Genomic DNA, 14,499 nt, shown 5'->3' on the forward strand with positions numbered 1-14,499 from the left:
TTTGATAGGGTTAAGGCAACGTAGGCAGCGGGCTTTGTTTCGGACAATAATTGGGACATGGATTACCCCCCGTTGCTGCTGCACCTCCACTCGTAGGAGAAGCCGGGAGCATCATACCACCTTTAGTATCCGGGCTATCTGTCAATTGCAAAATATCTTCTCCATCTGCTGTTACACCTACGATGACTAAATCACGGTGCCCCTTTTCATTGGTAGCATGATAAATGCGGATACCCACACATCCGGGTTGTTTCAGGAGGCGCTGAATGACGTTAGCCCCAAAAAAATGTGCAAATGCATGCGGGCCTGCATCCTTTTGGGCAGCCTTTTTAAGACGGTAAGACTTTGTGTGTTTAGCAGCTTCCTGAACGGGAATAAAGTGGCCTTCATTGCCAGTAAAAACAGGATTTGACATTGGGATCAGGGGTTTAAATGTGAAAGAATACTATAAAAATAGGAGTATTTTCAGATATTAGGGAGTGTTACAAATAAATTGCGTAGATATACGTAAGTTCTTGCGGATACTACTGTAGGGTTAAACAAGTATTTTTTATAACAATAATGTATTGTTATTAATATATATGCACTCAAAAGCCTGCAGATAACTTGTATCTGCAGGCTTTTTGATTCAAAATGCCAATCTTTCGGAGCTAGGCTTTTTTAGCAGCTTTTGCTTTATGTGCAACAGGCGCTTTGTGAGCTGTATCTGTAGCAGGAGCTTTTGCTTCCTTTTTAGTTGCTTCCTTTTTAGTTTGTTTTGCAGCAGGTGCCTGTGCAAAGGTTAATGCACTAACACCCATTAATAATACTGCTGCCATCAGGCTTTTTTTGATGTTCATGACTTGTCTTTTTGAATGATTAAATAAGAGAAATATTTATTTCAGCTTTCTTACATAAAAGTAGGACAGGAAAAGCGGGCAGGGGAAATGTTTCGGTGAAAGGGAGATTACTGTCGTTGAACAGGTTAAAAGTATCGGTTATAAAGGCCATCTACAATAGTATATTCATGGCTTCCCGGATGGCTTGCAGACATTGCTGTTTAAGCTGGTTGAACTGATCGGTTGTTTCACCGGCGTGATGACTTACAGGGTCTGCATTTTCAAGTTGCTCCAATACCGGATACAACAGGGATTCCAGCCCTATAAAAGCTACCGTGGTTTTGATATTGTGGGCCGTACTTTGTATACCAGGTATATTGTCTTCCTGGATCGCTTTTTTCAATACAGCAAGGTCCTCCGGCAATTGGGTAACAAATTGCTCCAGCATGGTACGTTCAAATGCCTGATCACCTTTGGAAAGTTGTTTTAAGTACTGCAGGTTGATCAGCTGGGTGGTGTTTTCTGTTAAGGTATGAGCGTAGGCCGCTAATTCCGGCATACCGTTGTGGCCGGTAAATACCTGGATCATACGGTAGAGTTCTTCTTCCCGGATAGGTTTGGCAATATATTCGTTCATCCCGTATTGCAGGCATTTTTCACGTTCTCCTTTCATGGCATGCGCTGTCATCGCAATAATGGGTACATTGGAATTTAATGTTGTCCTGATCTTTTGTGCGGTGGTATATCCATCCATTTCCGGCATCTGAATATCCATTAATACCAGGTCGAAATGACGTTTGCTCAGTGCAGCCAGCGCATCTTTACCATTGTTCACCAGTTGAAAATGCAGTTGCCAGCTTTCCAGCAAATGTTGCAGGAGCTGCTGATTTAAGCGGTTATCCTCTGCTACCAGCAGGTGTACATCGGCATGAAATGGCAGCAGCTTGCCTTCCGGAGAAAACAGATCCCCGTTTTCAGGAACCAGATCGCTGATAGTATAGGGGAGTTCTACTTTAAAGGTAGTACCCTTATCCGGCCGGCTTTCCACTGCAATAAATCCGTTTTGTAATTCTACCAGTTGTTTTACAATGGTAAGCCCCAGACCCGTACCACCATATTTGCGGGTGGTGTCTGTTTCTCCCTGATTAAACCGGTCAAAGATAGTGGGCAGCTTATCTGCCGCAATGCCTATACCAGTGTCTGTAATAGTGAAAAGCAGCCGCACGGCATTGTCCTGCTGCCAGCTTTTACTGACCTGGATGCTTACTGTGCCGCTGTTGGTAAACTTGATCGCATTATTTATCAGGTTGACCAGCACCTGCGTCAGGCGGGTGGCATCACCAAACAGGATATCGGGCACCTGGTCATCCGCTTTGATCGTAAGCTCCAGTTGTTTTTCCAGTGCCTTAGGCTTAAACATGGTATGCAGGGAGTGAAGCAGGCCGCGGATACTGAAGGAGGTAGCTTCAATACGCATCATGCCGGATTCTATCTTGGAAATGTCCAGAATATCATTAATGATGTCCAGCAGGTTTTCTCCGGCATTCTCAATAGCATTCACATATTCTTTTGATTGCTGATTGAGCGGCTGTACTTTGAGCAGGTGGGTGAACCCCAGAACTGCATTCATAGGAGTACGTATTTCATGGCTCATATTGGCCAGAAATTGCTCTTTAACGCTGGCCAGGGTTCTTTCTTTTGTCCGGGATTCATCAAGCGCATCAATCAGTTGCTCCTGTTTGTGGATACGGCTGATAATATACAGAAAGGCGAGGAGGCTGGACAGGCAGGCAAAGCATACCAGCACTGTTCCCCAGCGGAGGGCACTTTGCCCGCTGGTATCTACGATATGCGTAGCCCGGTTTACTTCTGCCTGTCGGGTGGTATCCAGCTGGTGGAGGATACCGGTGATAGCTTCCGTGAGCCGTTTACCTTTCTCGTTATTGATGAATTTTTCGGCGGCCCATTTCCCCTTATTATAGAAAGTGTCCAGCACCTGTACGTTAAAGTTGTTTTTTTCTTCTACCAGGTACCCCAGTTGATTCAGTAGTTTTTCCGTATTGTCGGTACGGGCCATTTTATTAATGGTAAAGAGGTCTGCCTTGATAATAGCAATCTCAGCTTCAATACCGGTTATCTGAAGTGTATCCTGGGAGATGACAGTACCGCGTACTTTACTGTCTGTTTTGGCCATGTTGGTCTGCAGTTTCAGCAACTCATTTTTTACGTTCAGCTGTTGCAGTAATTGTTCATTTCCGGAGATGAGTTTTTGGATGTTATTGGCCGAATTAAATTGTAATACAATAAACAGTATCATACCTGCAACGAACAGACCAAGTAAATAATATTTAATCCTTTTAGGCTGCATGATACATGAATAATAATCTCTTACAGGGAAAACCGCCTTAAATGTAAGCATTAAAAGCAGCTATGACAAGGTATTAGCAAGGATAACAACAATAATTAACGGATGGTTCGGAAATAGTGCAGTTCCGGAACAGCAAAATCTGCCTCCACCTTATCAGCATATGGGTGAAAGCAGATTTTGTTTGCCTGTAGTTGCTAAAAATAGAATAGTCCTTTTTTCCTCGAACCTAAAACCACTATAGCTTATGCTTTTGGAGCAGGAGCTGCTTTAGGGGCAGCTGCTTTTGCCTTGTGGTGATGTTTGTGCATTTTATGTGCTTTAGGCGTTTTTGTCTGCGTAGCAGCTTCTTTTTTCACTTCAGGTTTTTCCTGTTTTACTTTTACGTCATTTGCAAAGGCAGATGCACCCAGGAACAATATTGCTGCGGTCATCATTATACCTAACTTTTTCATGATCTCTAGTTTTTATTTTAATGAATAACTTAACGACCTAAAGGTAGTATGGCAAAAGGTACTTTACTTTTGCAAATGGCCCAACAGGCATCAGCTATCGGTAAAAAAGGAAAAAGTGTCGTTAGAGGAAAGTTGCAGTTGCCTGATTACAGGAGATTCAGCCGGCTGTTCAGGGCTGCACGGTAAGCATCTGCTACCGGTATCGCATTTTTTTGAATAATGATGGTACCATCTTCTATGGCTTCTATTTTGTCCAGCGCCACTATATAAGAACGGTGTACCCGCATAAAATGGGAAGCAGACAGTTTTTCTTCCAGGGATTTTAAAGTAGTATGTATCGCGTGAAATTTCTGACCGGTGTATAACTTGACATAATCGCCCATGGCTTCCATAAATAAAATATCGGCGGTATTTATTCTTTTCAGGATGCCATTATCCCTTATAAATACAAATTCATTGTCCGATACCTGAAGTTCCCGGTTGTTGCTGTCTGCTATTTCCCTTGCTTTTTCAATAGCCTGTATGAACCGTGCAGGACTTACCGGTTTTATCAGGTAGTCGGCCACATTTAATTCAAAGGCTTCCACGGCATAGTCTTTTTTAACAGTCGTGAAGATAATGAGCGGCCTTTTTTTACCCAGGTTACGGGTCAATTCAAGCCCACTCATACCCGGCATTTCAATATCAAGCAACAGTAGATCTATCTTCTCTTTTTGAAGCAGATTGTAAGCCTCCATTGCACTGCTGCATTCGCCGGTTACATGCAAATGTGTTACATGGCTGGCCAACTGTTTCATAGCCGTGCGGGCCATTTTATTATCATCAACGATCAGACAGTTCATCTGTTATACTAATTAAGGCATGCTAATCTACGAAAAGTTACGCGACTGCGGTACTATAGCTGCTTACGCAACTTTGCTGCACTTTTTATGGGAATAGGTTTTAATATTTATACTTATTTTTGTATCATGAAATGGTTCGTTTACATATTCAGCTTTTATATACTGGCACTGGCCTGCATTCCCTGCAGTGATCACGCAGTAGCTGATGTGCAAACTACTGTTCAATCTACTATAGAAGTACCTCATACCGATCAGGATCGTCATATGGATTTTTGTTCCCCGCTATGTGTGTGCTCGTGTTGCAGTGTACAGATCACCCCACTTAAAAGTACCGTATACAATTTTGCAGATCAGCGTTTGCTGATGACTTACGCTTTAGTTGCTGTTAATCCGCCCGCTGCTATTGCGGATAATATCTGGCAACCTCCACAACTGGTTTAATGACTGCTAGCAGATACTAAAATGGACAGGCGTTTATACATAATGGCCTGGCAGGAGACGTGTTTTGTTTCTGCTGGGGTGAGTTATGTATACACTCCGGCTGCCATTATTATTTATTATTAAAGCACCATTATTCATGCTGGATAAGATCATTCACTTTTCCATAAAGAACAAGTTAATCATAGGCATTTTCACGTTGGCGCTGGTCGTGTGGGGTGTATTCTCGCTCACCCGCCTGCCTGTGGATGCAGTACCTGATATAACGAATAACCAGGTACAGGTAATTACGCTGTCGCCCTCCCTGGCAGCGCAGGAAGTAGAACGGCTGATCACTTTTCCGGTAGAACAAACAATGGCAGTGATACCTGAATTGCAGGAAATACGCTCTATTTCCCGGTTTGGATTATCAGTAGTTACCATCGTCTTTCATGATGACATAGATATATACTGGGCACGTCAGCAGGTAAATGAAAAGCTGGGAGAAGCAAAAAGCAGCATTCCTCCCGGTATTGGTATGCCGGAGATGTCACCTATCTCCAGCGGGCTGGGAGAAATTTATCAATACGTGGTACATCCGCAGAAAGGGTTCGAAAAGAAATACGACGCACGTGAGTTAAGGACTATTCAGGACTGGTATATACGGCGGCAACTCTTAGGTACGCCGGGCATTGCAGAGGTAAACAGCTTTGGTGGCTTGCTGAAACAATATGTGGTGGCATTGAATCCGGATAAATTACGTAGTTATAACTTTAGCATTACTGATGTATTTACGGCATTACAGCGCAATAACCAGAATACCGGTGGTGCCTATATTGATAAAAAGCCTAATGCCTATTTTATCCGGAGTGAAGGATTGATTGGTGATCTCCGGGATATTGAGAACATCGTAGTCAAGAGCACTCCCCAGGGGATTCCTGTGCTGGTACGGGATGTGGCTACCGTGCAGATCGGAGAAGCCCCCCGTTATGGCGCCCTTACCCGTAACGCGGATGGTGAGGCAGTAGGTGGGATTGTAATGATGCTCAAAGGTAAAAATGCCAATGAGGTAGTGGCAAATGTGAAAGCACGTATAGCAGAAATTCAGAAAACGCTGCCGGAAGGTGTTGTAATAGAGCCCTTTCTTGATAGAAGTGAATTTGTAGGGCGGGCAATTGGTACCGTAGAAAAGAACCTGATAGAAGGCGCATTGATCGTAATATTTGTGCTGGTACTGTTTTTGGGCAACTGGCGTGCAGGGCTGATTGTTGCTTCGGTGATCCCCTTATCCATGCTGTTTGCCATTGCCATGATGCGGCTCTTTGGCGTGTCGGGCAACCTGATGAGCCTGGGAGCAATTGACTTTGGGCTAATTGTGGATGGTGCAGTGATCATTGTGGAAGCCACTTTACATCACCTGGTATATAAAAGAGGTAAGCCGGGTATGGCGCGCCTGTCGCAGGAGGAAATGGATGCAGAAGTGTATGATTCCGCCAGCAAGATAAGGAGCACTGCTGCCTTCGGAGAGATCATTATATTGATCGTTTATCTGCCCATTCTGGCCCTTGTAGGGATCGAAGGGAAGATGTTCAAGCCCATGGCTCAAACGGTATCCTTTGCCATCCTGGGGGCATTTATTCTTTCGCTTACCTATGTACCAATGATATCTGCCTTGTTTCTGGACAAAAACATCCGGAATAAAACCACTTTCTCAGATAGGATGATGGCATTCTTTCAGCGGTTGTACGACCCGTTGATACAGGGAGCATTGAGAATAAAAGGCTGGATAATAGGAATAGCCGTAGTGCTATTTGTAATAGCACTATTGGTGTTTAACCGGTTGGGAGGAGAGTTTATTCCTACGCTGGATGAAGGGGATTTTGCAGTAGAAACCCGATTGCTGACAGGAAGCTCTTTGTCGGAAACAATTGATAAGATCACGCTGGCATCAGATATATTGATCAAAAATTTCCCGGAAGTAAAAGAGGTAATTGGTAAGATCGGGTCGGCTGAGATACCCACAGATCCTATGCCGATGGAAGCCTGCGATCTGACAATCCTGTTAAAGCCGAAAAAAGAATGGACCAGTGCCGGGAATCGCGAAGAGCTGGCCAATAAGATGCAGGAAGCGCTGGAGGCTATACCGGGTGTTAATTTCGGTTTTTCCCAACCTATACAGTTAAGGTTTAATGAACTGATCTCTGGTGTAAGGCAGGATGTCGGGATTAAGATATTTGGAGAGGATCTGGGCACACTGGCCTCATTGGCAGAAAAGATAGGAGGTATTGTAAGCAGCACGAATGGTGCAAAAGACCTGTATGTGGAGCAGATAGGGGGGCTTTCGCAAATTGTGGTATCAGTAGATCGTGCCAGGATTGCAGAATACGGGTTGGATGTAGAAACGATCAATCAGGCGATCAATACAGCATTTGCCGGACAGAGTGCAGGACTGGTATATGAAGGGGAAAAGCGTTTTGACCTGGTGGTCCGGCTGGGACATGAAAGCCGGCAGGCCATTGAGGACGTACAACACCTGTTTATTACTGCCCCTAATGGTAACCAGGTGCCCCTACAACAGCTGGCCAAAGTGGAGATGGCTATCGGGCCAAATCAGATTCAACGGGAAGACGCGAAACGGAGAATTATCGTAGGCTTCAACGTGCGGGGAAGAGATATTGCCAGTGTAGTACAAGATATAGAAAAGAAAATCGGACAGCAGGTAAAAATGCCGGAAGGTTATTTTATCCGTTATGGAGGACAGTTTGAGAATCTGAAAGAGGCCAATGCCCGCTTGTCTGTCGCTGTGCCGGCCGCTTTACTGTTAATATTTGCCTTATTGTATTTCACCTTCCATTCTGTAAAACAATCCCTGCTCATCTTTACCGCCATTCCTATGGCTGCCATTGGTGGTGTATTTGCTTTACTGCTAAGGGGGATGCCTTTCAGTATCTCCGCAGGCGTAGGTTTTATTGCCTTGTTTGGTGTGGCAGTATTAAACGGCATTGTATTGATCGGGGAGTTTAACCGTTTAAAACAGGATGGTATTAGCAGTTTGAGGGACATTGTATTAAAAGGAACGGCTACACGTTTGAGGCCGGTGCTGATGACAGCCTGCGTAGCTTCCCTGGGTTTCCTGCCAATGGCGCTGGCTACCAGTGCGGGAGCGGAAGTGCAACGGCCACTGGCTACTGTAGTGATTGGCGGTTTGATCACCTCCACCTTGCTTACTTTGCTGGTGTTGCCCTGTCTGTATATTTATTTTGAAAAGTTTGCAAACAGGAAAGGAGGAACAGACGTTTTGCAGACAAATGATCACCCCAAACAGGATCTTTAAAATATATGCTTATGTATATCAGGATATTATTGCTCTTATTGCCTTTTGGTGCAATGGCCCAGTCGCTTCCATTAACAATGGATAAGGCGGTGGAAATGGCGTTACAGCAAAATAAGGGCTTGCAATCTGCCGCAACGCAGGTGGAGTATTACCGGTACCTGACCAAAACAGCTGGTGAGGTAGCTAAAACGGATGTGTCATTACAATATGGTCAGTATAACAGTTATGTGAAGAACGATAACCATTTTGCTATCAGCCAGGCGCTTCCTTTTCCCACTGTATTTGGGGCCCGTAAGCAGTTGAGTAAGGCACAGGAAGAAAAAGCAGTTTGGTTCAAAGCTAATACACAGAATGAACTGGTATACCAGGTGAAACAGGTGTATATGCAATTGCTGCATCAGAAAGAACAAAAGCGGCTGCTACTGCATCAGGACAGCCTCTTTACTACATTTGCACGGAGCGCAGAGCTGCGGTACCGTACTGGTGAAAGCCGCATGTTGGAAAAAGTAGCTGCAGAAGGCCGGTTGAATGAAGTGAAGAATCAGTTGAAGCAGCAGGAAGCAGATGCTGCTATTTTTACAGCCCGCCTGCAGGCGCTGCTGATGACAAATGATATCCCGGAGCTTACTGAATCCGGTATTCCCGAACAAAATATCACCATTACTGCAGATACAGGAGTGATAAAAAATAATCCTTATCTGGAATACTTACGACAGGATGTTTCCATTGCAGAAAAACAGAAGCAACTCCTGAACGCCAGTATTATGCCAGACATTACATTGGGGTATTTTAACCTTTCGCTGATAGGTACTCCTGTAGATGCCGCCGGTGTAAAAATGGCTACTGGCAGCAACCGTTTTCAGGGCTTTCAGGTAGGAGTGGCATTGCCTTTATGGTTAGGCCCAATGAAAGCCAGGGTGCGGGCAGAAGAAAAGCAACGCCAGGCAGCCAGCCTGAACTATGATAACGGCAGGACATTGCTGAAGGGGGAATATCAGCAGGCAATTGAGCAGTATATTAAACAACAGCATAACCTGTCTTATTATAAAGGCACCGCCTTACCCAATGCGGAATTAATCCTTACGCAGTCGCAATTGGCTTATAGTAAAGGGGAGATAAGTTATGCGGAGCATTTTATTAATATGGAGCAGGTACTGAATATCCGGCAGGGTTATTTGCAGACATTGTTGGATGCAAAGCTGGCTGCTTTATACATTGACTTTTTACAAGGTAATCACTAATTAATCTTTACAATGATGTTCAAAAGAACTTTTCATATAATCATCCCTGTAATACTGGCGGTAGCTACCACCAGCCTGATATCCTGCGGAAATACTACGGCAGAGAAAACAGCAGAAAGTGCGGGGGAAGGAGAAGACCATCACGATGATGAAGGTAATACGGTAACATTAACGGCTGCTCAATATCAAACAGCCGGTATTCAGCTGGGGCAACCGGAACCAAGACAGATCAGTGGTACCGTGAAGGTAAATGGCTATCTGGATGTACCTCCCCAGCAAATGGTGAGTGTATCTGTACCAATGGGAGGGTTTATTAAACAAACCACCTTGTTGCAGGGAATGGGGGTAAACAAGGGACAGTCGCTCGCTGTATTGGAGAACATGGATTATATACAGTTGCAGCAGGATTACCTGGATGTAAAAAGTCAGCTGGAGTATGCAAAGGAAGAATATGAACGTCAGCAGGAACTGGCAAAAGAGAATGTGAATGCGCAGAAAACCCTGCAGCAGGCAAAGGCTAGCTTTCAATCATTATCAGTAAAAAGCATTGGCTTAAAAGAGAAACTTGGATTGCTGAATATCAGTGCTGCTGCTTTGGAGAAAGGAAATATTCAGCGTACTATTAGTATTAATTCACCTATTAGCGGATACGTAACACAGGTGAATGTGAATCTGGGGCAGTTTGTAAATCCGGCAGATATTTTGTTCAGGATTGTAAATACAGAGCACTTGCACGCAGAGTTAACGGTATTTGAAAAGGATATTCCTAAGCTGAAGATAGGGCAAACGGTACGGTTTACCCTGGCTGGCGAAACGAAAGAAAGATTAGCCACTTTGCATCTGATAGGCAGGGAAATCAGTGAGGAACGTACGGTGCGGGTACATTGCCATTTGGAGCAGGAAGACCGGCAACTGTTGCCGGGAGCTTATCTGCAGGCAATGATAGAAACAGGTGCCGCTAAAGTAAATGCGGTGCCGGATGCTGCGATAGTGAACTTTGAGAACAAGTTTTATGTTTTTGTGAATGTAGCCATGGAAGAGGGGCCGGCGCATGGACAGCCTGGTCATAAACATGGCGCAGACGAAGATAAGCATCAAGAGGAAGTGGCAGCAGGAATACATCATTTTGCTATGGTGGAAGTGAAAAAAGGCAACAGTGAGTTTGGATATACCGAAATCACATTGCCGGAAGAGGTACCTGCTAATGCTTCTATTGCAGTAAAAGGTGCTTATGATTTGCTGGCCAAGAAGAAAAACAGTGGTGGGCATGCCCATTAATCAATAAGATTTTCCTAATAACAGCTAAACAGGATATACCATGTCGCAACAATGTTGTAATACGGACGAAGAGATAAAGCAACCAGCTAAACAGGCCGGACACAAAGGGCATGATCATGATCACGAAGGTCACAGTCATGAGCAGGGAGCTGGTGTATGGTGGAAAAGCCGGGCATTCATTTTATGTGTGATCAGCCTGGTATTATTACTGGCAGGAATTGCCATGGATAATTACTGGCCTGCTTTTAACGGCCAGGTGAGATTGATTTATTACCTGTGTGCTTATTTACCGGTAGCCATACCTGTAATAAAGGATGCCTGGCTTACCCTGGTGAAAGGAGATGTATTCAGTGAGTTTTTGTTAATGACAATTGCCACTGTAGGCGCTTTTTATATTGGAGAATATCCGGAAGGCGTGGCAGTGATGGTGTTTTATGCGGTAGGAGAAATATTCCAGTCGGCCGCCGTAAATCGTGCAAAAGCTAATATTAAAAGCTTACTGGATCAACGTCCAGATGAAGTAAATGTGTTGGAGAATGGCGTAGCGGTAAAACGAAAAGCAGCTGTTGTTGCGACAGGGAGTATCCTGCAGTTAAAGCCCGGCGAAAAACTGGCATTGGATGGTGAGTTGTTATCTGAAAAGGCTACCTTCAATACCGCAGCATTGACCGGAGAAAGTAAGCCTGATACTAAAAAGAAAGGGGAAGATGTACTGGCTGGAATGATCAATGGCAGTACTGTAGCAGAGGTAAAGGTAACCAAGGTGTATGCCGACAGTAAGTTGTCCAAGATACTGGATCTGGTACAAAATGCCACTACCCAGAAAGCCCCCACGGAGTTATTCATCCGGAAATTTGCACGGATCTATACACCTATCGTAACCTTTCTGGCGGTGGCGATATGTTTATTGCCCTACTTTTTTGTTCAGCAGTATGTGTTTAATGACTGGTTATACCGGGCACTGATCTTCCTGGTCATTTCCTGTCCCTGCGCCCTGGTGATTTCAATTCCACTGGGATACTTTGGTGGGATAGGAGCCGGTAGCAGGAATGGGATCCTTTTCAAAGGAGGTAATTACCTGGATGTAATGGCTGCTATTAAAAATGTGGTGATGGACAAAACAGGCACATTGACCAGGGGCGTATTCCAGGTACAGGAAGTAAAGCTGGAACCAGGCCTGGATGAGGACGCTGTGCTGCAATGGGTGAATGTGATTGAGCAACGGTCTACCCATCCGGTAGCTACAGCCATACATGAATACCTGGGAGCTAAAGCACAGGTATTGGCGGTAACCGGAGTAGAAGAGATTGCTGGGCACGGGCTGAAAGGGGTAGTAGCAGGAAAGGAATTACTGGTAGGTAATTTTAAGCTACTGGACAAATTCAGCATTCCTTATCCGGTGAATCCCGAAGCCATTGTATTAACCCTGGTAGCTATCGCCATAGACGGTAAGTACGCTGGGTATATCACCATTGCAGATGAAATCAAGGAAGATGCCCCGCAAGCAATTCAACAACTACATGATTTGCAGGTAAACACGGTGATGCTTTCCGGAGATAAGTCTTCTGTAGTAAAATATGTGGCAGAAAAACTGGGTATTACACAAGCCTTTGGTGATTTGCTGCCGGAAGATAAAGTAAATAAGGTAAAGGGGATTAAGGCTGCCAATAGCAGTGTGGCCTTTGTGGGGGATGGTGTGAATGATGCCCCCGTGATAGCGTTGAGCGATGCAGGCATTGCGATGGGTGGACTGGGAAGTGATGCTGCTATCGAAACCGCAGATATCGTGATTCAGAATGATCAGCCATCTAAAATACCTGTGGCAATACGCATAGGTAAGATGACACGTAGGATTGTGTGGCAGAACATTACATTAGCATTTGCTGTAAAAGCCGTAGTGCTGATATTGGGAGCGGGGGGGCTGGCCACTATGTGGGAAGCTGTATTTGCAGATGTAGGCGTAGCTTTTCTGGCCATTTTAAATGCGATCAGGATACAACGGATGAAATTCCAATAATAGCATACCTGGTTATAGCTAGCTCTCCATTGTATTATATATATTAATACTAATTATATATTTCATATATTTGAAAAATATAATTAATTAATACATGAAGCTTTTTTGGTGTTCTCTTTGCTTATGGATAATAGGCTGGGGTAGTACTTTGCAGGCACAGCCACCACAGGTGCAGTTAGGCCCGGCCTTTAATGAGCCGGTAGATGGCTGGGATAAACTGCTGCTACTTAAGAACGGACATACCGTTTATCTGCATTTTACCCGTAAGGCAGGCATTGAAGTAACCATCTATAATCAGCAGCGTACCATAGTGGCCACAGATACAATTGTAGGTGCCGGATGGGATGCCCGGAACATGGGAGAAACGGAAGTAGATGGCATTTTTGAGATGAATGGGCAGGTGGTCATTTTTCTCCAGCAGTTGATTAAATATAAGCCATGCCTGTTCCGTATCGTTCTGGATAGTGAAAACGGAAGTGTGATCAGAGAAGACAGGCTGGGAGAGCTGCCCTCCATTTTACAAAAAGATGTATATGCTTTAAATAACCTGGCTTCACACGATTGTTTTGTAGAAAAGGATGCCAATAGCGGTTATTATGCAGTGGCTTTATTTGCCGGAGGAGAGATCCGGCGTGATGAAAATACCCATGAAAGGGTACGACTGTTGCATTTTTCGCCCAACCATGAACTGATTAATCAGGCCTGTTATTATTTGCCTGACAGTACATTCCGGTATTTTACTTATTTAGGCATGGCAGTAGCAGATAGTAGTCAGGTATTGCTGGCAACTACTGGTTTTAATCCCAGGAGCAAGACTACAGTAGCTGCATCGAAGGTAATTGTATCCACATTGAAAAGCAGCCGGCAAACATTTGAACATCAACCGCTGCACTATACTGCAGGTACGGGTAATGTAAAGGCAAATATACAATATCAGGCAGCACGACATTTGTTCCGGCTGCTACTGGTACTACCAGCAGGAAAAGGCCGAAAAGAAGATGGATATCAGGTATTTCTCAATGATATAGAGGCCATTGATGGTAAATTAAAAAGCCATCACCCCCTGCAATGGGATAAGACTTCCGCTTATGCGCAGCAACATCTGGGATATACAGGGACTTACAGCGGCTTACCTCAACAGTGGTTTTTACACGAAGATGGCAGCAGTACCTTATTGCTTGAAAACCTGTCCCAATTTACACAAGGTCATCATCAATACCTTAAGCAGCACACTAACTTAGGGGATATCGGCATATGTCAGCTGGATACAGCCGGAATAGAAACAGATGGTACTGCTATTGCCAAAGCGCAGGTAGTAAATGGCATTTGTGAACCCTTTTATCTGCAGCGTAAGGTAAAAGGGGAGTGGAGCTTCCGGAATAAAATACAGGCGTTGAATACCAATACTTACTTATCATTTGAGTATCTCCGGGGAACACAGGCGACCTTTCTGCTTTTTAATGATTATCTCCAGTACCTGGAAAAAGGTGGTTCAGAAAAAGCGCATAAACCTTTGAAATATGCCAATGATGCTAATCTGGTTTGTTACCGGTATCAGAACGGCCATGTACAGCGGACTTTCCCATTTGGTGTTCCGGATGCAGATAAAGGCTACTATTGCATGTTAGGTGCATCTGATTACGCTGCAGAAGGGAATATATACGCCACCGTTATGATTTCCAGAAATGGAAGCGATAAAAAAGCATATATCGCCTGGTTACAACTTTAATAA

At 44.4% G+C, this 14,499-nt stretch carries 11 protein-coding genes; 6 read left to right on the forward strand and 5 right to left on the reverse strand.

Annotated elements, in window-relative coordinates; genetic code table 11:
* Nucleotides 1-10 precede the first annotated feature (10 nt).
* From ABR189_RS07515 to ABR189_RS07535, 5 genes are all read right to left on the reverse strand, one after another.
* Entirely contained in the window at nucleotides 11-415 is a 405-nt protein-coding gene (locus ABR189_RS07515) for a hypothetical protein (protein WP_354659851.1), read from the reverse strand.
* Between the two features lie 235 nt (nucleotides 416-650).
* Nucleotides 651-839, reverse strand: coding sequence for a hypothetical protein (locus tag ABR189_RS07520; RefSeq protein WP_354659852.1), 189 nt, complete (start codon nucleotides 837-839; stop codon nucleotides 651-653).
* 151 nt (nucleotides 840-990) lie between these two features.
* Complete coding sequence (locus ABR189_RS07525; protein ID WP_354659853.1) at nucleotides 991-3,186, reverse strand: hybrid sensor histidine kinase/response regulator; 2,196 nt, start codon at nucleotides 3,184-3,186, stop codon at nucleotides 991-993.
* Between the two features lie 242 nt (nucleotides 3,187-3,428).
* On the reverse strand, nucleotides 3,429-3,638 hold the full coding sequence (locus ABR189_RS07530) for a hypothetical protein (RefSeq protein ID WP_354659854.1): 210 nt from the start codon (nucleotides 3,636-3,638) through the stop codon (nucleotides 3,429-3,431).
* Between the two features lie 146 nt (nucleotides 3,639-3,784).
* Complete coding sequence (locus ABR189_RS07535; RefSeq protein ID WP_354659855.1) at nucleotides 3,785-4,480, reverse strand: LytR/AlgR family response regulator transcription factor; 696 nt, start codon at nucleotides 4,478-4,480, stop codon at nucleotides 3,785-3,787.
* A gap of 126 nt (nucleotides 4,481-4,606) precedes the next feature.
* Between ABR189_RS07535 and ABR189_RS07540 the strand changes: the two genes are divergently transcribed.
* From ABR189_RS07540 to ABR189_RS07565, 6 genes are all read left to right on the forward strand, one after another.
* Entirely contained in the window at nucleotides 4,607-4,921 is a 315-nt protein-coding gene (locus ABR189_RS07540) for a DUF6660 family protein (RefSeq protein WP_354659856.1), read from the forward strand.
* A 136-nt stretch (nucleotides 4,922-5,057) separates the two neighbouring features.
* Nucleotides 5,058-8,231 carry an efflux RND transporter permease subunit gene (locus ABR189_RS07545; RefSeq protein WP_354659857.1) on the forward strand — a complete coding sequence of 1,058 codons (3,174 nt, stop codon included), beginning with the start codon at nucleotides 5,058-5,060 and terminating at the stop codon, nucleotides 8,229-8,231.
* 11 nt (nucleotides 8,232-8,242) lie between these two features.
* Nucleotides 8,243-9,472 carry a TolC family protein gene (locus ABR189_RS07550; RefSeq protein ID WP_354659858.1) on the forward strand — a complete coding sequence of 410 codons (1,230 nt, stop codon included), beginning with the start codon at nucleotides 8,243-8,245 and terminating at the stop codon, nucleotides 9,470-9,472.
* Between the two features lie 12 nt (nucleotides 9,473-9,484).
* Nucleotides 9,485-10,750 carry an efflux RND transporter periplasmic adaptor subunit gene (locus tag ABR189_RS07555; protein WP_354659859.1) on the forward strand — a complete coding sequence of 422 codons (1,266 nt, stop codon included), beginning with the start codon at nucleotides 9,485-9,487 and terminating at the stop codon, nucleotides 10,748-10,750.
* 40 nt (nucleotides 10,751-10,790) lie between these two features.
* Nucleotides 10,791-12,767, forward strand: a complete 1,977-nt coding sequence (locus tag ABR189_RS07560; RefSeq protein ID WP_354659860.1) for a heavy metal translocating P-type ATPase — start codon at nucleotides 10,791-10,793, stop codon at nucleotides 12,765-12,767.
* A gap of 94 nt (nucleotides 12,768-12,861) precedes the next feature.
* Entirely contained in the window at nucleotides 12,862-14,496 is a 1,635-nt protein-coding gene (locus ABR189_RS07565; protein WP_354659861.1) for a hypothetical protein, read from the forward strand.
* The last annotated feature ends 3 nt before the right edge of the window (nucleotides 14,497-14,499 follow it).

The sequence above is a fragment of the Chitinophaga sp. H8 genome (assembly GCF_040567655.1).
Lineage (GTDB): Bacteria > Bacteroidota > Bacteroidia > Chitinophagales > Chitinophagaceae > Chitinophaga > Chitinophaga defluvii.

What these genes read in the sequence shown, in the direction of transcription:
- ABR189_RS07515 (WP_354659851.1), bottom strand. Translation starts at nt 415, where the DNA reads ATGTCAAATCCTGTTTTTACTGGCAATGAAGGCCACTTTATTCCCGTT.
- ABR189_RS07520 (WP_354659852.1), bottom strand. Translation starts at nt 839, where the DNA reads ATGAACATCAAAAAAAGCCTGATGGCAGCAGTATTATTAATGGGTGTT.
- ABR189_RS07525 (WP_354659853.1), bottom strand. Translation starts at nt 3,186, where the DNA reads ATGCAGCCTAAAAGGATTAAATATTATTTACTTGGTCTGTTCGTTGCA.
- ABR189_RS07530 (WP_354659854.1), bottom strand. Translation starts at nt 3,638, where the DNA reads ATGAAAAAGTTAGGTATAATGATGACCGCAGCAATATTGTTCCTGGGT.
- ABR189_RS07535 (WP_354659855.1), bottom strand. Translation starts at nt 4,480, where the DNA reads ATGAACTGTCTGATCGTTGATGATAATAAAATGGCCCGCACGGCTATG.
- ABR189_RS07540 (WP_354659856.1), top strand. Translation starts at nt 4,607, where the DNA reads ATGAAATGGTTCGTTTACATATTCAGCTTTTATATACTGGCACTGGCC.
- ABR189_RS07545 (WP_354659857.1), top strand. Translation starts at nt 5,058, where the DNA reads ATGCTGGATAAGATCATTCACTTTTCCATAAAGAACAAGTTAATCATA.
- ABR189_RS07550 (WP_354659858.1), top strand. Translation starts at nt 8,243, where the DNA reads ATGTATATCAGGATATTATTGCTCTTATTGCCTTTTGGTGCAATGGCC.
- ABR189_RS07555 (WP_354659859.1), top strand. Translation starts at nt 9,485, where the DNA reads ATGATGTTCAAAAGAACTTTTCATATAATCATCCCTGTAATACTGGCG.
- ABR189_RS07560 (WP_354659860.1), top strand. Translation starts at nt 10,791, where the DNA reads ATGTCGCAACAATGTTGTAATACGGACGAAGAGATAAAGCAACCAGCT.
- ABR189_RS07565 (WP_354659861.1), top strand. Translation starts at nt 12,862, where the DNA reads ATGAAGCTTTTTTGGTGTTCTCTTTGCTTATGGATAATAGGCTGGGGT.